Annotated in this window: 12 protein-coding genes; 7 read left to right on the top strand and 5 right to left on the bottom strand. The window is 37.5% G+C overall.

Features of this window, described 5'->3' with window-relative positions; all coding sequences use genetic code 11:
• Both Q4534_RS18735 and Q4534_RS18740 read right to left on the bottom strand, forming a co-directional pair.
• Positions 1-734: ABC transporter transmembrane domain-containing protein (locus Q4534_RS18735; protein ID WP_303614684.1), on the bottom strand; the 734-nt coding region annotated here is incomplete at its 3' end.
• 210 nt (positions 735-944) lie between these two features.
• Positions 945-6,665, bottom strand: a complete 5,721-nt coding sequence (locus Q4534_RS18740) for an Ig-like domain-containing protein (RefSeq protein WP_303614685.1) — start codon at positions 6,663-6,665, stop codon at positions 945-947.
• 1,374 nt (positions 6,666-8,039) lie between these two features.
• Between Q4534_RS18740 and Q4534_RS18745 the strand changes: the two genes are divergently transcribed.
• The 5 genes from Q4534_RS18745 (at position 8,040) to Q4534_RS18765 (ending at position 13,160) form a co-directional block, all read left to right on the top strand.
• A complete protein-coding gene (locus Q4534_RS18745; RefSeq protein WP_303614686.1) occupies positions 8,040-9,038 on the top strand; it encodes a 3-oxoacyl-ACP synthase III family protein in 999 nt (332 codons plus the stop codon).
• The gene (locus Q4534_RS18750) at positions 9,032-9,634 is read left to right on the top strand and encodes a hypothetical protein (RefSeq protein ID WP_303614687.1); all 603 of its coding nucleotides are present in this window, start codon (positions 9,032-9,034) and stop codon (positions 9,632-9,634) included. The genes Q4534_RS18745 and Q4534_RS18750 overlap by 7 nt, the downstream gene beginning before the upstream one ends.
• Before the next feature lie 158 nt (positions 9,635-9,792).
• Positions 9,793-11,376, top strand: coding sequence for a toxin-antitoxin system YwqK family antitoxin (locus Q4534_RS18755; RefSeq protein WP_303614688.1), 1,584 nt, complete (start codon positions 9,793-9,795; stop codon positions 11,374-11,376).
• Positions 11,377-11,420: 44 nt separating this feature from the next.
• Positions 11,421-11,594: a Lacal_2735 family protein gene (locus tag Q4534_RS18760; protein ID WP_303614689.1), complete on the top strand. Its 174-nt coding sequence runs from the start codon at positions 11,421-11,423 to the stop codon at positions 11,592-11,594.
• 156 nt (positions 11,595-11,750) lie between these two features.
• On the top strand, positions 11,751-13,160 hold the full coding sequence (locus Q4534_RS18765; RefSeq protein WP_303614690.1) for a DUF6600 domain-containing protein: 1,410 nt from the start codon (positions 11,751-11,753) through the stop codon (positions 13,158-13,160).
• 319 nt (positions 13,161-13,479) lie between these two features.
• On the opposite strand, the gene Q4534_RS18770 is transcribed toward Q4534_RS18765, so the two are convergent.
• Complete coding sequence (locus Q4534_RS18770; RefSeq protein WP_303614691.1) at positions 13,480-14,403, bottom strand: sugar phosphate isomerase/epimerase; 924 nt, start codon at positions 14,401-14,403, stop codon at positions 13,480-13,482.
• Between the two features lie 371 nt (positions 14,404-14,774).
• Here Q4534_RS18770 and Q4534_RS18775 point away from each other — a divergent pair, with 371 nt between their 5' ends.
• Positions 14,775-16,280, top strand: a complete 1,506-nt coding sequence (locus Q4534_RS18775) for a hypothetical protein (RefSeq protein WP_303614692.1) — start codon at positions 14,775-14,777, stop codon at positions 16,278-16,280.
• On the opposite strand, the gene Q4534_RS18780 is transcribed toward Q4534_RS18775, so the two are convergent.
• Positions 16,269-21,323, bottom strand: coding sequence for a C25 family cysteine peptidase (locus Q4534_RS18780; protein WP_303614693.1), 5,055 nt, complete (start codon positions 21,321-21,323; stop codon positions 16,269-16,271). The genes Q4534_RS18775 and Q4534_RS18780 overlap by 12 nt on opposite strands.
• The gene (locus tag Q4534_RS18785) at positions 21,310-22,416 is read right to left on the bottom strand and encodes a PorV/PorQ family protein (protein WP_303614694.1); all 1,107 of its coding nucleotides are present in this window, start codon (positions 22,414-22,416) and stop codon (positions 21,310-21,312) included. The genes Q4534_RS18780 and Q4534_RS18785 overlap by 14 nt, the downstream gene beginning before the upstream one ends.
• 391 nt (positions 22,417-22,807) lie before the next feature.
• On the opposite strand from Q4534_RS18785, the gene Q4534_RS18790 reads away from it, so the two are divergent.
• Positions 22,808-23,146: a PadR family transcriptional regulator gene (locus Q4534_RS18790; protein ID WP_303614695.1), complete on the top strand. Its 339-nt coding sequence runs from the start codon at positions 22,808-22,810 to the stop codon at positions 23,144-23,146.
• Positions 23,147-23,188: the final 42 nt, after the last annotated feature.

The following is a 23,188-nucleotide window of genomic DNA, read 5'->3' on the forward strand; positions in this document are numbered from 1 at the left end:
CCGGTTGCCCGAAGGTATTTGAAGTTATTGATCTGCTGCATTACTAGACCATGAAAAATATGGCCATCTGCAGTTATCTTTCGGGAGGTTTGTTTTGTTTTTCTATACAGCTTGGTATAAAAGAAATTGGAAATCCCTCCACCAATCCCAACCAATAGGGCGAATTGTGGGTTGGAAAGAAAAGCAAGGCTGATGTAAACAACAATTGCCATTAAGGACTGGACACCTGCCATATAGTTTCTATAAGCCCAGGTCACACGGTCTACTTCACCGCTAAGCGTGTTCTGAATCTTACCTGAATCAACCTTAACAAAGTACTTGTAATTGACGCTGGAGATACTTTCTACGCCTGCAAACCGGATCTTTTTAATAAAAGAGGTCATCAATATGACGCCAAAGTAAGATTCTGCAAAACGAAACAAACCTTTCATCCCAAAGAAAAAAAGAATCATCAATAATACACTGGTCAGATTTAGAGGTAAGCCAACCGTATTCAAGGTCTCCAAAAGATATTTAAGGTTACCTATGTTCTGTTCATTGGGTTGGAAATCCGTAGAACCATCAACCATCTGTAGCAAGGGAATAAACATCGCCAAACCTAATCCATCCATTAGCCCAACAGTGAAGCTGAGGATCAAGGCAAGGAAAATCTTATTCCCTAAATACAAATGAAAAAAACGAAAATCAGAAAACGATTTATTCAAGTAACTCTTCACCTTCTTAGCAATCATCATTGATAGTAGTTAAAACGTTAATCTAAGAATTTCATAGTTTATTTTTCATTGAAAACCCATTTATATCACCTCCCCCAAATTAAGGATTAAAGGCAAAAAGAATACACTTGCGAAAAAACCAGTCCAACTAAAAAAAACAAACCTGCTATCTGAAAGTGAGAGATCCACACCACAGATAACAGGTCTAATATATGAATGTTAATTTGAAAATCAGTTTTTCACTAATTTCATAACTTTGCGTTGTCGATCGGCTAAAACAGATATTAAATATATCCCGGGTTTGATACTTGATAGATTTAAGGTAGTCATCCCGTCATAATTTTCCAATACATTTGAAAACAGAGTATTTCCATTCAAGTCTGAAAGAGAAACCTGAACCAAATCATCAGAAACATTTCCTAATTTTAAGTTTACGATATCCTGAGAAGGATTAGGATACATGGCAACAGTCAACTCTTTTTCACCATTACTGAAATTTGCTAAAACTTCGCTTACTTCATTTAGTTTAGTAGGTTCAGCTACTTCAGTTTCCTCCATTAAGGCACTTTTAAAATCAGTATTTATTCCCCCTGTTGTTTGAAATGTCCATACTGAAGAATACTCCCCCCATACTCCTTCATTCTGGGCTCTAACTCTCCAAAAATATTCCATTCCATATTCCAATCCTCCCAACTCGAATTGGTTGGTTTTGATAGCCTCGGACTTAATCAAATCACTACCACTGAAATCAGCATTTTTTGAAACTTCTAATTCATAGAGATCTGCACTGGTTTCATCAATCCACAAAAATTGAACAGAATTTTGTGAAACAGTATCCGTATTGATTGGACTTATTAAATTGGGGCTAGTGTTTGCTAGTCTTAAATTCTCACCGGAAATAGTAAACTGAACATTAAAAACTTCTCCCTTTTGTCCACCATTATTTTTCTCGCTATACGGAATGGCGGTTAAAGAATAATTACCCGAAGGTAGATTTAACCCTTCTTTATACAATAATTCAAACTCAGAACCATTATCTGTACGAGATGAATTAATAGGCCCTGACAAAACGAAAAATACACTTTTCACTGTCATCGATGAAACTGTAGCCCTAAAGTTTAAATCCAATTTGCTGGCTTGGTTGATATTAATTACCTCTCCATCCGTAATTGTATGGATCGCCTCGTCGGTATCAAGATCAATCATCTGGATATTTTTGATTTCTAAGGAAGTGGCTACATCTGCTACATTTATATCAATGGAAGAACTAACACCACTTTCCGAATTTTTTGCTGTAATAACCGCTTTTCCCGGCTTCAATGCAACGATCATTCCCTCTGAATCTACAGCAACGATTTGTTCATTTGATGAACTCCAATTGATGGATTGTTCTATGGAAGCATCTTCAGAAACTAAAGTAGAAAGTGATAATTTATTCCCAACTTCTAAGGTGATAGCAATTTTCATCGTAGCCTTAGTAGGCTCTTCCACTGGAATGGTTTCAGTATCGAAAGACCATGCATCGGACCAATTACTTTGACCTGTTTCTACTGTAGACCTTACTCTCCAAAAATATTCTGTACCTTCTTCAAGTCCCGAAATCGACCATTCTGTTCCTTCTATTCCTTGTTCTTTTATGACTGCTTCTGAAAAGTCCCTATCAGTGGCCACCTGTAACTCATAGGTTTTAGCCAGGTCTACTTTTTCCCATGCTAACACAACCTCTGTAGGTATTTCAACACTTTCATTGGTAGGACTTATTATTTGAGGTGCCTCAGGCATTACTGGTTTAGGAACAACAATTGAGAAACTAATCGTGTGGGATGTTCCTTTATCTCCTCCCTTTTCTCTTACAGTATAAGGTGTAGCTGATAGCTTGTAATTCCCTTCCAATAATGAAAGTCCTTTTTTGCTAAGCAACTCATAGGCAAATCCGTTATCTGTGCGCGAAGAATTTACCGGACCTTCCAAAGAAAAGGACACACTTCCTATTGTTTCAGGTGAAGTAAGCGCTCTGAAATTCACACTTAAACCTTCAATCTCACTAAGTTCCAGTTGATCTCCGTCTGAGATTTTCCCTATTTCTTTATTACTGTCTGCATCCAACATCATAAAACTCTGAACTGATAGTTCCGCTACTTTGGAAGTGACAGTCACTTTAGTTTCGGCTGTAAAACCACCATCTTCAGTTTTAGCTGTTATGCTGGCTGTTCCTTCGCCTACTGCTGTAACTACTCCACTCTCATCTACACTTGCAATGCTTGCATTGGAAGTTGACCATAATATTTCTTTATTGTCTGCATTGGAAGGAGAAATTGAAGCCTTCAGAATTGATGTACTATCTTGTTCCAATTGGAGCGTAGTATGATCAATATCCAAAGCAGTAACCGAAATAACTTCTGGTACAGGAAGTAAGGTTTCAAATGACATTGCGTCAGACCAATTACTTTGACCTGTTTCTACTGTAGACCTTACTCTCCAAAAATATTCTGTACCTTCTTCAAGTCCTGAAATCGTCCATTCTGTTCCTTCTATTCCTTGTTCTTTTATGACTGCTTCAGAAAAGTCCCTATCAGTGGCCACCTGTAACTCATAGGTTTTAGCCAGGTCTTCTTTTTCCCATACTAACACAACCTCTGTAGGTATTTCAACACTTTCATTGGTAGGACTTACTGTTTGAGGTGCCTCAGGCATTACTGGTTTAGGGACGACAACTGAGAAACTAATCGTGTGGGATGTTCCTTTATCTCCTCCCTTTTCTCTTACAGTATAAGGTGTAGCTGATAGCTTGTAATTCCCTTCCAATAATGAAAGTCCTTTTTTGCTAAGCAACTCATAGGCAAATCCGTTGTCTGTGCGCGAAGAATTTACCGGACCTTCCAAAGAAAAGGACACACTTCCTATTGTTTCAGGTGAAGTAAGCGCTCTGAAATTCACACTTAAACCTTCAATCTCACTAAATTCCAGTTGATCTCCGTCTGAGATTTTCCCTATTTCTTTATTACTGTCTGCATCCAACATTATGAAGCTCTGAACTGATAGTTCCGCTACTCTGGAAGTGACAGTCACTTTAGTTTCGGCTGTAAAACCACCATCTTCAGTTTTAGCTGTTATGCTGGCTGTTCCTTGGCCTACTGCCGTAACTACTCCACTCTCATCTACACTTGCAATGCTCGCATTGGAAGTTGACCATAATATTTCTTTATTGTCTGCATTGGAAGGAGAAATTGAAGCCTTCAGAATTGATGTACTATCTTGTTCCAATTGGAGCGTAGTATGATCAATATCCAAAGCAGTAACCGAAATAACTTCTGGTACAGGAAGTAAGGTTTCAAATGACATTGCGTCAGACCAACTACTTTGACCTGTTTCTACTGTAGACCTTACTCTCCAAAAATATTCTGTACCTTCTTCAAGTCCTGAAATCGTCCATTCAGTTTCTTCTATTCCTTGTTCTTTTATGACTGGTTCAGAAAAGTCCCTATCAGTGGCCACCTGTAACTCATAGGTTTTAGCCAGGTCTACTTTTTCCCATGCTAACACAACCTCTGTAGGTATTTCAACACTTTCATTGGTAGGACTTATTATTTGAGGTGCCTCAGGCATTACTGGTTTAGGAACAACAACCGAGAAACTAATCGTGTGGGATGTTCCTTTATCTCCTCCCTTTTCTCTTACAGTATAAGGTGTAGCTGATAGCTTGTAATTCCCTTCCAATAATGAAAGTCCTTTTTTGCTAAGCAACTCATAGGCAAATCCGTTATCTGTGCGCGAAGAATTTACCGGACCTTCCAAAGAAAAGGACACACTTCCTATTGTTTCAGGTGAAGTAAGCGCTCTGAAATTCACACTTAAACCTTCAATCTCACTAAATTCCAGTTGATCTCCGTCTGAGATTTTCCCTATTTCTTTATTACTGTCTGCATCCAACATTATGAAGCTCTGAACTGATAGTTCCGCTACTTTGGAAGTGACAGTCACTTTAGTTTCGGCTGTAAAACCACCATCTTCAGTTTTAGCTGTTATGCTGGCTGTTCCTACGCCTACTGCTGTAACTACTCCACTCTCATCTACACTTGCAATGCTTGCATTGGAAGTTGTCCATAATATTTCTTTATTGTCTGCATTGGTAGGGGAAATTGAAGCCTTAAGAATAGATGTACTACCTTGTTCCAATTGGAGCGCAGTATGATCAATATCCAAAGCAGTAACTGCAACCACTTCTTTATTGGTTAAGAATGACCAAGGTTCAGAAAAATCACTAGCCCCGCTATTGTTCATTGCCTTTACTCTCCAATAATATGTTTTCCCGGCGTTGAGTTCATCAACTTCAGTATGGTCGGAAGATACTCCTTCTACAACAACATGCTTTTCACTAAAATCCTTATCCTCCGAAACCTGAATCTCAAATTCTTCAGTATTTTCAGGAGCACTCCATTGAAGGCTAACTTTAGAAACAACACCATTGGACCCATTGTCCGGACTTATAGGTGTCGGACTGGCAGGAATAGCCAATTTCACTTCCTCTACAATCACAAATTCTATAGCCAATCCCTTACCTTCAATACCACCTTGATCCCTTTCTGAATAGGGAGTGGCTTTGAGTAAATATTTCCCTGGGCTAAGCTTAAGTCCTTCTTTATTTAATAAATCATAAGAAGAACCATTATCAGTTCTAGAGGAACTTACAGGTCCTGACAATGAAATTGACACACTACCCAGTTCAGTAGGACTCGAAATGGCCCGGAAGTTCAAGCTCATATCTTTAAATTTATCATAATCCAATTGAGCCCCGTCTGACAAGGTTTGAATATTATTGTTTGAACTTGCATCTACAAGTGCAAAACTTCCAATACTTAGTTGTTGAGCATTGTCAGAAACTGTTACAGAGGATTTTGAGGAAAAATTACCATCCTCTGTTTTTACTGTGATAACTGCATCCCCGGCCTTTATTGCCGTAACTTCACCTTCATTATTAACTGTTGCTACACTGGTATTTGATGATGACCAGCTTATATTTTTATTATCAGCATCAGCAGGTGATATATTTGCGCTAATTTTTATTTTATCATCTTTCTGTAGGGTAATCTCATTGGAGGTAGAGGAAATGCCGGTAACCGGAATTGGTGTATAAGTGCTTTTCGTGGAAGTAATCATGTCATTAAGAGAGGCATCTTCTCCCCCTATTCGTACATTATCAAAATAGGTAACCCTTAAATTGATGTCTGTAGATTTTTTTCCCCAAGTGGATTTATAAATACCAATTTTCCATCGTGTATGTTTGCCATCACTGTATAGATTTGGACCATTATGTGTAGCGAATTTTTCACCGTTTTTCCAAACTTCTATTAATCCATCTGAATTCTTGGAATGAACCACATGGAAAACAAATTCATTCCATTCATCTTTAGGAACATCTCCGAATTCCAAATAAGTGAATTTTACAGAAGTCCCTTCTGTTCTCCCTACCCTTAATCTCAATTTACCATTTTTAACCCTCAATGATAAAGGAGGGGTACCATTACTTGCATGCCATTGTGAAATAATTTCATCATCATTATCTGTTTTCCAGCCATATGAAGGAAAATAGACAGCAAATGAATACCACATTTCGCTGCTTTCTGCCTCTCCAAATAGAACTTCGGATCTGGGTCCACCATTTTTTGTGACCATTGGATCGCCATACTGTAATTCAAATTTACCTATAAAATCACCATCAAACACAGGGTCATTAACAATCTTGAATGAATGATCCTCAGCAAATTGCTGGTAAGCATAAGAATCACCTGTCCAGGCATCCCCATTTTCAAAAGTTTCTTCCACGGAAAGGTTTTTTGAACTGAACCCTTCCTGAAATGCAATTGCTACATTGACGTCTAAAAAGTAAGTAAGTCCTACTAACAATAAAAATAAGCTATACGCTTTAGCAGTTTTAATTATAACATTTTCCATATCCACAACACTTTAAATAATTGAAAAGTATTCCGAAACAGAAGATTAAGAGTGGCTGATTTCTAAAAACTATAGGCATAGAAATTCCATGGACCAACACCACAGATGTTGACCTAAATATTTAATTACAAGTCAGATAATCTTAATCTTCCTTGTTAATATTTAGAGGAATTTGGGTAACTAATTATTATGTATTCAGAAATCAACAACCCTTTACTTTTTGTTTCGAACAGTAATTTTATCATTGATTTGAGACAAATATTATCTTTAAAAATTAGAATAAAAAATTTTTAATGTACAAGGCATTTTGATTAATTTAAAATACAATTTTAACAAAGTAAATTTTATACTAATTTCAAAATTCTTAATTTTTAACAAATTCGTTTAGTTATAAAATCGTTGTAATTAAATATATAATTACATTATATTTATCATATATATAACTAAGAATACTTATTAAAAAAAGGAGCAAATCTACCCTAAAAGAAACAAGGGATCAAGTGTGTCATGAACACTTATTTTAAATACTACCAGCATCAGGAAGTTGATATAAAATCAAGGTTGTATTTGTCAAAAATAGAAGTACCGATTAAATCCCCCAATCCCTTTCGTCACTACCACACATCGCTATTAAACCTTTAAAAAGGGTTTTTTGGTTTTTTCAATCCACTCAAAATAGAAATGCCGAAAAAAAACCAAATGAATCAATTACAAAAATCCACTGCTAAACAAGGTTTGACCATACCAAAATATCGCGATCAAGCACCGAGTATGGATTGAAAAAAAACACTACAAAGACAAGAATTACGCACCACTAAAATGCGTTTCCACATAATATTTTAGAAGTATATAACATCAAATTTTCAAATACAATTTATTCTCCTAAACTTATTTATATAATATATATATTAAATAGATAAATAAATTTATATATAAATTTATCTTATTCACATATGACATATCGCATTTGGTGTTTTCATACCAACTCTTTTGATTTACGTATATCTAAAAATGCGCAATAGACTGGATATTATAATTGGTTTTCTTGTTTTTAAAATGCATTAAAATGAGCGCGTTTTTGGATAGCTTTTACTCAAGTTAAAACCATTTGACATTTGACCTTAGAATCCAAATATTAAAGGGCTAATTTCAAATGATTAATGAGCTAGCATGCTTTTTTCATGTCTATCTTAGATGCTAAAACTACCCTGTTCTTCAATCTATCTAGGCAGGATAGCATTTAAAATTTCACTTGCCAATTTCATTAACACAGGTATAGTCCGGCTATGATTGATTCATTTTCACCTTTTCACCTAAAATTGATTTTTCAATTAAATTCAACATATTTGTTGTCCAACTAATATCAATAGTAAAATGCTGAAATCAATTATCGCAGGTGCCGGGCATTGCTTGCCGGAAAGAGTCGTAACAAACGATGACCTTTCCAAAATGATGAATACCAATAATGAGTGGATCGTAGAAAGAACAGGTATTCGGGAAAGAAGGTGGTTTACACCGGGAGTGGACACTGTCACCAGCTTGGCGAAAAATGCATCTATAATGGCTATCCAAAACGCCGGAATTGAGACTAGCGCTATTGATTTTATCATTTTTGCCACTGTCACGCCGGATTATTTCATCCCCGGAAATGGGGTATTGCTTCAAAGAGAACTTGGTCTACAGGGTATTGGAGCATTGGATGTGAGAAATGCCTGTTCGGGATTTATTTATGCCCTTTCCATTGCGGATCAGTTTATCAAGACCGGCATGTACAAAAACATTCTTGTAGTAGGAGCAGAAATTCAGTCTTCAGCATTAAGTAAAAATGACGAAGGAAGATCCAGTGCCGTCATCTTTGCAGATGGGGCAGGAGCAGTAGTTTGTAGTGCTACTGAGGACGAAAATAGAGGAATCCTTTCCTCCCACTTGCATGCAGATGGTGATTTTGCAGAGGAATTATATGTAAAAGATCCGGGAAGCAGCAGAGAAGTTAGACTTTCCACCCCCTTAATCGAAAGTGGCTCTTTTAACTTATCAATGAATGGAAATACAGTTTTCAAACATGCGGTATTAAGGTTTAAAGAAGTAATTGAGGAGGCATTAAAGGCCAACAATTACCAGAGCACTGACATTGATTTATTGATACCCCATCAGGCAAACCTGAGAATCAGTCAATACATCCAAAATAAAATGGGATTAAGCGATTCGCAAGTCTTCAACAATATCATGCATTATGGAAATACCACTGCAGCTACCATCCCAATCGCTATAAGTGAAGTAATGCAGCAAGGTAAAGTCAAATCAGGAGATTTGGTCTGTCTGGCAGCATTTGGCAGTGGGTTTTCTTGGGCATCAGCTCTAATCAGATGGTAAAAAATTATGACGATATTGATTCAGTTTCCGCCTTAATTAAAATCACGAAAGAAAAGGAATTATTTGAAAACATAAGCCGGGCTAAAAAAGAATTTATTCATGCCTTATCTCTGGTAGGAAATAATATTGCCTATGATAAAATTGAGGAGATCCATGATGACCATAAAGGCATTAAAATCAGCCAGGGCAATGAATTGCAAAGCTGCCCATACCAAGTTCTAGACATTGTGCGGGATTTTGACCTCAAAACCGGATTAAATATTAGGATTCTTCATTGGTGGGGACGAGGCGCATATTTCCTTGTCTTTTACGGTACAAATCATCCATTGCTTGCAAAACAAAATAACCTATTCAGATGGTTAAAGGCCAAATCTTTTGATTTGTGCACTACCGGACTTTGGGACTATAAGGGAATAATCGATCAAAAAAAAATTATTCCGAGCAGTAGTTTAACACTAGAGCTGATAACGAATCACCTTGATGGTGAATTTCCATTTCAAATAATTAAACCAATCACATTTGAAAATATCAGTTCTCTGCGCCAAAAGTTGGTTGCAGAATTTATAGATTTGCATGCATTTCATCTTGAAAAATAAATTTTAGGCCCTTGATTTCAATAATGTTAACAATGTCCACAAATAGAAATAATGTTAAACTTTCGCCGCATGAAATGTAATTTTTTAACTATATAATGTAAATTGGAACCAAGATTGTATGCATTTCGTATGACTTTACTAAATCGATTAAAAAACTCATGAAATATACATTTGCCTGGCTTTTGATGATTTTTTTTGTGTCTTCTTCTTTTGGACAAGGCCAAGTAGTGAACCTATATAACCAAGACTCCACCCTCATGGGTAATGGCGTGATGCTAAACAACAAAATGGATGGGCTATGGAAATTTATCAATCCCAAAACCAACCGTCTTATCCAACAAGGTAATTTTAGGAATGGCCTTAAAGATGGGGTGTGGACCATTTATTTTTCAAACAAACAAAAACATATAGTAGCAGAGTATAAGGACAACAAAAGAAATGGTTCCTTTCTAGAGTACGATTTAGGTGGAGCATTGATTAAAAACGCAGTCTATCAAGACAGTGTTTTAGTAGGTCCCTACAAAGAATATTATGGAAACCAAAGTAGGTCAGGGTATGCCAACCCCAAACAGGTTAAAACTGAGGGCAATTATATCAATGGTAAAAAGACCGGTGAATGGGTTTTTTACTTTGACAATGGAAAAAAAGCTGTTGAAATTAATTACGAAGAAGGATTAAAAGTTGGCCCTTACAAAGAATATGACCCCTTTGGCCAGTTGGTTGTTGAGGCCAACTATAGTAACAATCAACCGGATGGTGAATTCAAAAGATTTTCTCCTAACGGAAGGACCCAGGAATTCGGAGAGTACAATTCCGGAAGAAGGGTTGGAAAATGGACGAGTTATTTCCCTAATACCAATATTGTGGAGTCCGAAAAATTCTATGACAAATCAGGCCATAAAACCGGAACTTGGACCTATTTCTATGAAAATAAAAGAACTGCTAGGATAGAAAGATACGAAAATGATATTCCAGTTGGTAAATGGGAAGAATTCTTCACAGATAAATCATTGTCCAAACAAGTTATTTATGACTTAGGTGTACCTACCGGTAAATACATTGAAAATCACAGCAATGGAAAACCATCTGTTAGAGGCCAATATGAAAATGGTTTCCGTTCAGGAGTATGGAAAAGTTATTATCCGGAAGGCAATTTATATTCTATAGGGGAATATAAAAATGACCTGAAATCAGGACTGTGGAAATACTTTAATAAAATAGGAATCCTTGTTGCCGAAGGTAAATACCAATTGGGCAATGAACATGGGCAATGGTTCTATTATTACGATGGTGGCCAGCTTAAGTCTGTAGGAAGTTATTTACTTGGTCAGGAGGATGGTACCTGGGGTTTATTTTATGACAACAAACAATTGACACAAGAAGAAACCTGGGATTTTGGCAGGTTGCTGAATATTAGTCCATACAACAATTACAATGGCAGTAAAACCTTAAATCCGGGCACCTTAAAGGACGGAAATGGCACTAGAATAACATATTATATCAATGGGGCAAAAGAATCAGAAGGAAACTACCAATCCGGCAAACCTGAAGGGATTTGGAAATATTACCATGACAACGGAAGGTTAGCCTCTGAAGGAAAAATGGTGGATGGTAAAAAAGAGGGGCCTTGGAAATATTATACCCGCTCAGGAAATCTTGAAGACATTATTCAATTTGATGATGATGAAGTTTTACCCAATGAAATCCCTGAAGAAAGTGACTTATTCCAAAATTTTGAGTAACGACTAAACATATTGGCCTTTTACATGTTTATTAAATAAAAGCAATGTTTGGTCTATTTAAAAAGAAATCACCCTTAGAAAAACTTCAGGAACAATATCAATCTTTCCTTGAAAAAGCGCACAAAGCTTCCCATCATGACCGGAAACTTTCGGATCAATTAATGGCTGAAGCAGAAGAAATTGCCAAAAAGATCGACAAAATTAAAATTCAGCAATAATAGTTTTACAAAACATTGAATTGTTTATTAACTCATAACGGAAATTCACAAAATTAACTTATCAGCTTATGCATCAAAATGGTTGTGCCAAATACCTGAAATAAAACTTGGAACACTTCTTGTAATATAGATTATTGTCACCAATATTTATGTGCCATGAAAAATTCAAGAAGCAACTGGTCAAGGTATATAGCATCCTTAAAAATTCTTACTTTAGGTTTACTATTATTCTTTGTGGGGAATAAGCAAAACGCCAATGCAGCCCCTATATCTATTTCATTTCAGGTATTTTATGATGAGTTAAGTCCTTACGGAGATTGGATAGAGGATCCGAATTACGGATTTATCTGGGTTCCATATGTAGATCAATCATTTCAACCTTACAGTACAAATGGTCATTGGGTTATGTCCACCTATGGAAACACATGGGTATCTCAATATAATTGGGGATGGGCACCCTTTCATTATGGCAGGTGGTTTTTTAGTGATTTTTATGGTTGGGCATGGATCCCCGGATACGAATGGAGTCCTGCCTGGGTAAGCTGGAGATCAGGTAGAGGTTATTACGGATGGGTTCCATTAGGACCACAAAGGCACTTCTACCGAACCGCTAGAAACTATGGCTATTCTCACTGGGTTTTTGTACCTAGACGGAGATTATTAAGTAGAAAAATCCACAGGTATTTTATGCGTGGACGCAACGTCAATGTTATTTATAATCAAACTACTATCATTAACAATACTTATGTTCACAATAATGTAAGGTTCAATGCAGGTCCAAGCAGGGCAGAGTTGCAAAGAGCTACCAGAAGTAATGTCCCGGTATTTACAGTAAAACAAGGTAGAAGACCGGGTAGGGCTTCGATTGGAAACAAAAGTATCAATCTATACAGACCTCAAGTTTCACCAAGGTCTTCAACCAGAAGTTCTAATACCGTTAGACCGAAAAAGTATGTGAGTGCTAGGGAATTCAGCAATGCAAGACCTAGCGTGGGAAGTCCTTCAAATAGAAGATCATCTTCTGCCACAAACTCAAGAGGCAATAATGTACGATCTGAGACTTTGAGAAACAGCAATAGTCCGGCTTCTAGATCAGCGAGAAGTACAGTTACTCCTGGTAGAAGCAATACAAATCAAAGAGCTGTTTCTCCGTCGAACAGCACGAGATCCAATAGATCTATTGTAACCCCCAATTCAAGTAGAAGTAGTGGCAACTCAGCTACCAATAGAAATAATGCGATCCAAAGAAGTACTTCACCTGCATCCACTAATCGTAGATCTAGTGGTGTTAGCAGCCAACCTAACGTTAAAAGGCAGAGCACTCCAACGCAGAGAAGGGAAATAAGGAGCACTTCTAGAAATAGCTCAAATTCACGTACTGTTACTCCTTCTACAAGAAATAACAGCCGTGTTCAAAAAGCTCCGCAGCGATCAACAAATTCAAGGGTTAGATCTTCCAACAGTAGTAGCCGAACCCAGACCAGAAGCACAGTAGGTAGCACTTCCAGAAGCTCTCGAAGTTCTTCTTCAGCTACAAGGTCCAGTAGGTCTACAAGAGGAAATTAAACCGTTAATAATTAAAAGAAGGTAAAGCCTCATAAGGCAGTAAACACAATAACCTTCATCAAACACTAATGAAAATGCAGCTTAAAATTTAAGCTGCATTTTTTTATTTTTACCCATAAATCACTTTTTACGCAGGATTATGCTATAGAATTTGTGAAGCCCGCCCCCTATCTACGGGAAGGGTTAGAAAATGGCAAGAAAAACAGGCTGTTTGAAGATTTTATTATGGCATCACTATGATGAAATTAAAACAGCCACGAAATAGCTGACTAAGAAATGATTTCAGCACATCATAACAGGTCTATCGCATATTTCGGGTTTATGAAGCCTCTTTCACTATTGCCTTCATTTTAGAGAGTCCTGTTTTGGCCACTTGCAAGGGGTCCTGTTTCCAATATTCAGGATTAAACAATTCAAGTGACAACACTTTATCACCTCCCATATTTTGCAGGTCTTTGACCACCTGAACCAAGGGGCCAACACCATCGCCCGGGTAAACCCTATCTTTATCAGCTTGTTCTTCCCTAGGTATATTTGCTGTAAAATCATTCATGTGAAAGATCTCTACGGCATCTCCTGAAACCAGTTTTAATCCATCAAAGCCCGAACCACCCCTGAACAAATGGTAAATATCAGGCAACAAACGTGCATCCGGATCATTAGCTATTGCCGCCACCATTAGGATTTGACCTAAATGGTGAAAAGGCTTGAAAGCACCCCAAAATTCCAATTGGGGCATCACGCCGGTTTTCCTTCCTAAGTTTATTAATTCTTTGAATTTATTACCAGCTGAAAAAAGATCTACCGGCGCTTCAGCACCAATCCCCGGAGCTGCTACCCTATGACAACCTATGGCTGCAAGTAAATTCATTTCCTCTTCCATCTGCTTAAATCCTTGCTTGCTTTTTTCTTCATCATTAGCCATCCAAGGAGCGAAACCTATGGCATTCTCAACTTTTAATCCACTATCCTTAATTTTGGAAGCCAATGCTGAAGTACTATTTCCTTCAGAAAGGTACTTTTGTAAATCCTGAATCCAGATTTCAATCCCATCATAGCCTGCTTCAGCTGCGATTTCTATATACTTGGCTAATCCCGGGTTTTGACCTCTTATGGTACTTGTATTTAAACAATAAGTAAACTTGCCTTTCTTTTTAGGTGTAGCAAAGGTTGTCATTGGCTGAATTGCAGCCAATGAACCTAGCCCCATCGTTTTGAGTACATTTCTTCTATTAATCTCCATTTATTTACTTCTTATTTGTTGGCAATTATTAATACAATCCGAAAAGTGGTTAAAACCTGTATAAACCCCATAAAACTACAAAAATTAATGGCAAAAGGAAGCTTAAGAAGCGATCAATAGTTTTTATTGGTGTTTTAGGTGTCTGGCTAAAAAGTACAAGTTAACTTTTCATTACTTCAGCAAGTGCTCTCTAAACAGAAAGTACAGGCCCTCCCTGGTATTAACTAACATACCTTCTTTTTCAATCGCTTAATATTATTTTTAACTTTAACCTTTCTAAGAATTTACATTTTTATTAAACAAGCCAAACAAATCAAAAACGGTGATTTTGCTCCTCAAGCTAATTTATTCTTTCAAAACAACTGACGTTTATGTTGAATTCATATAGAAAGGTATCCGGTCAAAATTCGCTCATTAGCGAAAGCAAATCTGTTATTGCTTTAAAAATACTTTTTTTTACTATCCTGATTGGCACCTTATTGGATTTTTGGAAATATGGCCCATATATCACTCCTGACACCATTGGGTATTTTAAAATGATTGAAGGGAATTATGAAGCACTGGGCGTATTGTCTCCCTTTTATTCTTATATGCTTTCTTTACCCCCATTTACTTTTCTTTCCGTTTTTGATAGCGCAACTGTTTCGGCAATAGCGATGTTTTTACTCGCTATACTTTTCAATTTTAAATTTTACAAACAAATCAAATTTCAAAACAAAGGTTTATTTTATGCTTTAGGCTGCAGCCTACTTTCATGGTGGTCCTTCCGCATATTGGGAAGAGCCCATGCAGACAGCCATTTTTATATCTTGTTACTGTTTTGGTTATATTTATTTATTTGGAAGAAGGCTTCTGACAAAAGGAATATCATTCTAATAAGCCTACTTTCAGCAATAATGGTGTGGTCCAAGCTTAACACCTTATTTTTGGTACCACTTTTAGCTGGATGGATAATCCTAAGTAAAGAAAAACAATGGGCAATTGTAATAGGTGCCATCTTGAGCTCATGGGCTGTATATCAACTGGTCCTTCCGGAAAATATACTCCAAATCCATCTGTCCAATCAGATAGTTTTAGAAATGACACCAACAAATCCCTTTAAGCTTTTCTATGAAAATTTGGCTACTTGGGCACAAGTAAGCCTTGGATTGATCTTTTCCGACTTCATTACCCAATACATACCAATGACGATAGCCTTTACCTTAGGCTGCTTGGGTTTCATTTTGTTAAGCTATTACATTGTCAGATTCCGGCATAATTTCAGGGAGCCAATTTATAAACTAATCTTGATCAGCCTAATATATAGCGCATTTTTCCTTGGCTTTCAACAGTGGATCGGTTACAAAGAAATTAACTTCAGAACTTTATTCCCGCACCTGCTAGTGTTATCAATGGCACTATGGCTATTTCTGATACAAACGCGAAAAGTAGTGGCCTTGATAACAATTGCCATTCTTATTACAGGCCATACTTTATTGGGCCATTATTTGATTTGGCAAAGAGATGATGTTTCATCTTTATTTGCAGCAAAAAACTTTCATTACAGCAAGAAAAAGCAAACCATTGACAAGCTACTGATTGGAAATCGCCAACAAATTTATACTGATGCTCCTGAAAAAATTATGCTTTCCTTTTTAAACAATGATGTTCTTCAAATTGCTCCAAAAACCCGGTTTTTAGAAGGGAAAAACTACCAACTTAGCGAGAAGGAATCGATTTTGGAACGCAAGAAAAGTGTAGAAGCACTTATAAATGGGGCAGCAATTATTGTTCTTTTTCACTCAATGGAAATTAACGGTATAAGTAACAACCCGGCTGTTAGGATTCTTAAAGAAAACGGGCTGGTAATTTATTACTTGGCTTCATCATCGCAATAAATACATTTTCCCATACCCCTTCTTGAAGGCCTTGTCCCCGGAAGTATTTCTATGCTCCATAAACTGTCCATTTTTTCTTACCATAACCCTGTAAATATAAACGCCATTGGCCAATTGATCGCCAAATTCATCTTTTCCATCCCAGGCATATTCAGTAATATTATTCCCAATAGATACAGGACCCAATTCATCCTGAAAAATTTCCTTGACCACTTTCCCAGTAATGGTCATGATTTGGATTTTTATTTCATCAGGAATCTCCGCCCCTGTAACGGTAAACACAAACCTTACACTACTACTAAAAGGGTTGGGATAAGGATAAAAATTAGTAATTTGGCTCTCATTGATCACCTCAAAGCTAACCTCATAGGGAACAGATCCGGCCATATTTCCTGCGGCATCACTTGCATTAATTTTTAAGGTATAAATTCCATCATCTAATGGTCCGGGCTGAAATTCTATGGTGAAATCTGCATTATCGGTGGCAGGGAACCACTTTACCCTTTCATTGCTGAAGCTAATTTTCTCAAATTCACAAGTTTCACATGGTGCCCTTAGCATCAACTCCATCCCTGTGGTATCTTGTTTGAGGGCAATCTTATTTTCATCTTTCACTTTTGCAGAAATAATGACCGTTGGAGAAACAATGTCTCCATTCATTATGTATTTTCCATCAAAATTGACATCTAAAACCGGATTTAAATCGTCGCCATTTACTTTATAGAATTCAGGCAAATCCATTACATTATTTCTATAAACTTGTTCCGTTAAAATTCTTGGGTTTACAAATACGTTCAAGGAATTATTGCCTCCATTCCCTTTGGAGTCAAAGTCAATGGTAAAAATTGTGGACTCCCCTCCTTTTACAGCCGGTATTTTAAATGTATGCTCTGTAACTTTCCGTTGATCAACATTCAGGAAAGAATAGTCTACTTGAATGGAATCAAGGAAATCATGTTTAGAAATATTGATAAATTCAAAAGTCAATTGATCTGCTTCTCCTTCGTCTAAAATCACTTCGCTTCGTTGATCATTCAAGATCAGCACACCCTCCGGGACTCCGGTATAATCCACCTGCCACTTGGCCAATTGTGGTAACTCTTGATCAGGCAAATCTTCCAAAGAATAACGCAATCTAAGGTAAGGATAGCTACTGGCATCAAACCCCGTAAGATCCATCGTTTCCAAGGTAACATCTTGCAACAAAGACACCTCGCCTCCATCAGGAGTTACTCCTAGCACATCCATTGAACTATTTTCCGGTTGAAACAAATCTTTCCCTCTCACCTCATTAAAAAAGCTAATCCAATCGGATGCAGGCCCCACCTTTGGGGACAGTATATTACCCGTAGGAAAATAACCCTGAATATCTGTTTCGAAAGAAATAACCTGAGAATCTCTTTCAATTTCATCATCTGTGGTTGGCACCACCTCAATGGCTTCCCCCGGACGCATTCCTTTTTTTCCAAAAAGTATATAAGGATCACCGGTTACTAAGTTTCGTAACGTAGCCTCATTCGCTCCTAATTCCTTTAATTTGATATATGCTTCGTCAGGCCAATCAGAAAATGTCACCTCCCCAACTGAGAAAATAATAACATAATCGTCTTCTTTCATTCCATCTACAAAGTCCAATAACATGGTATTCCCTTCTCCGGTTATGTTGGCATTGGATATGCTCTGTATAACCTGAGGAACCCTACCACACGACCTCGAATCCAAAACATCAATGGTTACCAATGGCACCGGCAAGTAGGGCTCCAGAGTTTGATGGTCAAAGGCCATCAAACCAAGTGTTCCATTCTTACAAAAGCGATTGAAAGTATCTAAAATATATGCTACCCCATTCAACATTATTTGGGTGTTCTCTACACTATAATCTTCATTTTCTGAACCAAAGGTAAAAACATCAATATTTAAGGCTGTCTCTTGAAACTGCCACTGTTGATCGGAAACTGAAATACTGAGATTGGATAATTGGTTGTCTAAAAATTGAGGTAATTTTCTTTGGGTCCAGCCTTCCGGCCCATTTTCTATATAAGAAAAGCTACTCCCTTTCCAGCTTACATCTTCTCCTTCTCTAGGGGTGGAAAACTTAGTCCTCCAATAAAATGTCAATGAATCAGCTTGAGGAATATCTTCAAATAAATTCACTTTCCATCTGGCCAAATTACTAGTGGTGATCCTCACCTCTTTCCTTCTTGGACTTGAGAAATCTGAGGCGGTATCCAGCTGAATAGTTAGGTTTCTTTGCTCTGTAGCCAATCCCGGAATTTGTGCAATTAATTCTACTTCTCTTTCATTAACAATGCCAAAATCTAAAGGAAATAAATTCAGTGTTCCACTTAAAGGAACAAAGAATGAAACCGACACTGTATTGTTGGCATAAGTCATTTCCTCAATCTCTTTGCCTTTATTTATAGTGATGGTAAACAAGTTATCTCCAAAAGAATTAATGCCTGAATTGGGTATGGAAAGCACCAAAGTATCTAATCTAAATACAGGTGGTATTGTATTTGTGGGTAGGGTAATAAGGGTTCCGTCCGGCAGTTGTCGACTGACATCCACATCCACCTCATCTAGATCTACAATCCCTAAATTCCTTATTGGGAGGCTAAGTTCCAAGGTATCGGAAAGTGAGTTCAAAACTTGATCATTAACTCCTCCAAGCTCAATATCATCTGCATAAACCGCATAATCTGCTTTATTGGCAGGGAAAATCCTAGCTGCCGGATCCCCTAACATAATAATTTGGTTGGCATGAGATTGATTAACTTCAGAATCCCCATACCTGGAATAGAACAATTTTTCCGCCTGAAGTTTAACTTTTCCTAGATTTTGGTAAATCATGCTTGAATCAGCAAAGGCCGTGGTATAAAATGACTCACTAAACCTTCTTAAATACACATCGATCCCCACATCTGCATGTGCCAAAAAATTTGAAGCCCCACGTTCCGGAGTAATGATCCAATCTTCTCCAAAAGTATAAGCATCCCCAAAAGCATTTCCCGCATCACAGCCATTTAAAAGTAAGATAGGATATTTTCCTTTATTTCTATACCCCATCTCATTGACACTTACAAAACCAATGTCAATATCAGTAGTGGAAGGAGCTGCATGACCAAAAAAGGTTACCAAACTCAAACCTGCATTTATTTGGTCTGAAATATTAATTAATTCGGTAGTTTCATTTGACCTTTTTCTTACCGTCTCCACATTCCCTCCCAGATAAACATCCTCAGCGATTACCTTAAAACCATTGAGGAAATTATAAAACCTTTCCAACTCAAAGGCTGACCTTCCTCCACTCAGATGTATCAAATCTTTCTGCCAAGTCTCTGAAACGCCTAAGGCATCCTTTTCCTTTATTTTATCCAAATAAGCCGCCACATCGTTGGGGGTTCTAGCCGGAATTCGGCCGACACTAATGTTTCGTTCCAATGGCTTTGATGGGTCTAGTCCAATCACAAATCGGTTATCAGAATAGGGATACCCAAAAGTAGGAACCAACTCTTGAAAACTAAAAACCGCAGGGTTGTCTCTATAAAAATAAGTAATCCCTGAGGACCTCTTCGTATTGAAAATACCATAAGCTCTACCTACTAAGAGGATATTTTCAGGAACATACTGCTCTTGATAAAGTGCTAAAAACCTTCTGATTCCCAAAGGTGATTTTTCCCCGTAAGAAAATTGATTGTACAAATCCTGTACATTCACTGTTAGTGTATCAAAGCCACCTCCCACAGGCGTGGCCCTGTAAGCAGCATATGCCCCTACCGGGTCCCCATAATTGTCTGCCGGCTCTCTAAGCAATTTGTGAGAGATAATAATAAAGTTCGCCGGTTGATTGAGTAAATCCCTAAACCTAACCTTTTCTAATACGTTTAATTCAACAATATTTTCTTGATTTTGAATCAGGACTTGGCCTGCTGTTGCCCCTGTGGGAAGGTAAAGGTCTGCACCTGTTTTTTTCACCTCCAGTCTTATCGGATTAGAAATATCTGTGATGTTATATGCAGTGTATTCCTCATTGACATTATTGATGACCAAGGCTTTATTCCCTTCACTAAAAGTAATATTCTCCACCTCAAAATCACCTGAAACACCAGTACTGCTGTAATTTAACTGCGCATAATTTATGGAAATATTGTCAAGGTTATTGTCAACCCCCATGGAAGTCACCCGAATATAACATTCTCCTCCGGCTGAAAAATCAGCCTGCTCAAGTTGTTCTACCAGCACATAGTTCTCAAATTCTTCAAAGGTATACTGCCCCAGTTCTCTTAAGTTATTGACAGTAGGGCCTATCTCAACAGACATTTTATGGGAGGTTTCGGATCTCCCGCCTAGGCTAAGCTCTAGCACCGGGTTAGCATTGCCTTCCACTACCTGTCCCAAGCTTTCAAAGGTTAATGTTCTACTTCTTCCCCTTGAAATTGTGGCAGAAGTCCAGCCTTGACCTTGGTCATATACGGATAAATGTACTCCGGGGAAATATTCTCTTCCCAAAGCATATTGCTCAGCAAAATGCTGCAAGGACTCCAGCTCATAAGTATCTACTTGTTCCAAGCCTTCTCCAGCAGCAGGGGCTGAAATCCTTTTACCCATATTCCCCGGGTCTATTGTAAGAAAGAATGCTGTAGTATCATTGTGTGTATTGTAATGAGGGTTGGTCATCCAAGATTCATCTTCATACAATAATTTGTCTAATGTTCCATCATTCCTTTTTCCTATAAATTCCAAGTAATCATTCTGATCAAATGAGCCATCTTCTTGACCACTTATATACACCGACACCTCTTCACCTCTGTGATAAACTTTGATTTCTCGTGGATCTAAATCATCTACCGACAGCCCTGATGCAGAAAGTGTGGTATAGCTTAATCGATATATCCCATCGGAGCTTGTAGGTATTTTATAATAGTCTCTATCATAATTCAACCAATCATTTGACTGCCCACTCACAAAAAAGTGTAGTAGTATCCCCACCAAAAGGAAGGCCATACGCAAGGCCATAAAAATATTTATTCTATAATCCATCATATAATCTAAAACCAGACTTTAATGGGTTAAGTGAAACTTTAACACTGAAAACATGGGAATAAGGTGTTTCTGAAATACTACCTATATCTGTAAGGGCATAATCCACTAGAACGGCCTCACTTACCCTAAACCCCAAGCCAAATCCGGGTTGAAAAGAAGTATATTTGGAACCATCAAAATCTTTCAATGTTTGCACATTTCCCGCCCCTAACCTAAAAAATGCAGTCTGCCTATACCCCAGCTCCATTCCAATTTTAGGAGACAAATTAAACAAGTCACTTCCATACAAGGCGTTTCTTTCTCCGTCAAAGGTTAAATCTAAATCCAATACCGTCAAAAAATCAATCTCCTCAGTCAGTTCAAAGTTTCTGGAAAAACTTAGGGTAGCTCTTGGGAGGGTAAGTTCTATACTATTAATAGGAATTTGATTTTGGGTTTGGGCATATATATCTCTAACCAATTCAGCATTGTGCGACCAAGCATTGAAAGTGGTAGTAATGTCTCTGGCCATTAAGCCCACACGCCAACCATTTTCCACATAAATAGCTCCAAAATCTAACCCAAAGCCCCATGCCTTGGCAAATTTACCTACATTTCTATGAATTACTTTTGCATTAACTCCCACTTTTAAATAATCACTAACGTCCCTTGCAAAGGACAATAGCAATGCATAATCCGCAGCATTAAAAAACTGTATATTGTCATAATTTAAGGCTCCATTGGCATCATATAAAAATCGAGTATCAGGGATATCATCTACCCCAAATCTGATGAGTGATACCGCTATTTGATTGTCTTCTTGAATATTTGTAGAATAACCTGCGAAATCAAATTTTGCAATTCCTGCAAAATACTCGGCATGCATCAAAGAGAATTCGTGCTCGTGCTTGATCCCAAGCAAACCTGCAGGATTCCAATAGGCGGCGGTAACATCATTGACTGCTGACACTTGGGCTCCGGCCATACCTAAAGCCCTAGCTCCAATTCCAATGTTCATGAATTCGTTGGAATATTTAGGGGCTATCCCTTGGGCTCTGACGGCTCCTGATAGCAAAATCCCCACCAACACACAAAAATTTACCCTACCAAACATGAGTTTAAATAATAATCCTTTCGCAAAGTAAAAAGAAAAAACCATTGTAAATATTCTGAAATTAAAAAATTATTGAATGCTTTGTTCGGAATTGTTCACATGTGAACAATAAACTGTACGGTGACATCCAAAAAAATACTTTGGTTATTGGTAATACTTGTTAGAATAAAAAAAACGCAAAATTTTAATGTTTTATTAGCCCTACCATAATCTGCTTTTAAAACAAATAATAACGCATTTTAGCCCAAAATTGGGTATTACTTCGATCTTTGTATACCATGGAATTAGGCAATACCTACTAGCAGGCCAAAAGTTGGTATTGTTTTTCCAATAGGTGTTATCAATCGATAAAAATAATTGTGAACAAGTATATTTCTTTGAACAACTAAACATGAAAGCTTCAAACACCCAAACCCAAATGCGGAAAGGGATTTTGGAATTCTGCATATTACATATCATTTCCAGAGGAGAGGTCTACGCGACCGATCTGATAGAAGAGTTGCAAAGTGCTGAGATGATAATTGTAGAAGGTACCTTATATCCACTTTTAAACAGGCTGAAAAACGCCAAATTGGCTTCCTATAAATGGGTGGAATCAGAAGCAGGTCCACCAAGAAAATATTATTCTATCACGCCTCAGGGTCTGGAATTCTTAAATGACCTACAGCAGACATGGGAAAACCTGGATACATCTGTCAACCAAATTATCGCGAAAGCAAAAAACGAATAGGAACGATCAAGTTTATTAATATATTTTCTTGACCTTAGTCAT

Origin of the sequence: Cyclobacterium sp. 1_MG-2023, from assembly GCF_030546805.1 — a bacterium.
Lineage (GTDB): Bacteria > Bacteroidota > Bacteroidia > Cytophagales > Cyclobacteriaceae > Cyclobacterium.

Excerpts from the sequence above, each read along its gene's own strand:
- Q4534_RS18740 (WP_303614685.1), bottom strand. The coding sequence starts at position 6,665 with ATGGAAAATGTTATAATTAAAACTGCTAAAGCGTATAGCTTATTTTTA.
- Q4534_RS18745 (WP_303614686.1), top strand. The coding sequence starts at position 8,040 with ATGCTGAAATCAATTATCGCAGGTGCCGGGCATTGCTTGCCGGAAAGA.
- Q4534_RS18750 (WP_303614687.1), top strand. The coding sequence starts at position 9,032 with ATGGTAAAAAATTATGACGATATTGATTCAGTTTCCGCCTTAATTAAA.
- Q4534_RS18755 (WP_303614688.1), top strand. The coding sequence starts at position 9,793 with ATGAAATATACATTTGCCTGGCTTTTGATGATTTTTTTTGTGTCTTCT.
- Q4534_RS18760 (WP_303614689.1), top strand. The coding sequence starts at position 11,421 with ATGTTTGGTCTATTTAAAAAGAAATCACCCTTAGAAAAACTTCAGGAA.
- Q4534_RS18765 (WP_303614690.1), top strand. The coding sequence starts at position 11,751 with ATGAAAAATTCAAGAAGCAACTGGTCAAGGTATATAGCATCCTTAAAA.
- Q4534_RS18770 (WP_303614691.1), bottom strand. The coding sequence starts at position 14,403 with ATGGAGATTAATAGAAGAAATGTACTCAAAACGATGGGGCTAGGTTCA.
- Q4534_RS18775 (WP_303614692.1), top strand. The coding sequence starts at position 14,775 with ATGTTGAATTCATATAGAAAGGTATCCGGTCAAAATTCGCTCATTAGC.
- Q4534_RS18780 (WP_303614693.1), bottom strand. The coding sequence starts at position 21,323 with ATGATGGATTATAGAATAAATATTTTTATGGCCTTGCGTATGGCCTTC.
- Q4534_RS18785 (WP_303614694.1), bottom strand. The coding sequence starts at position 22,416 with ATGTTTGGTAGGGTAAATTTTTGTGTGTTGGTGGGGATTTTGCTATCA.
- Q4534_RS18790 (WP_303614695.1), top strand. The coding sequence starts at position 22,808 with ATGAAAGCTTCAAACACCCAAACCCAAATGCGGAAAGGGATTTTGGAA.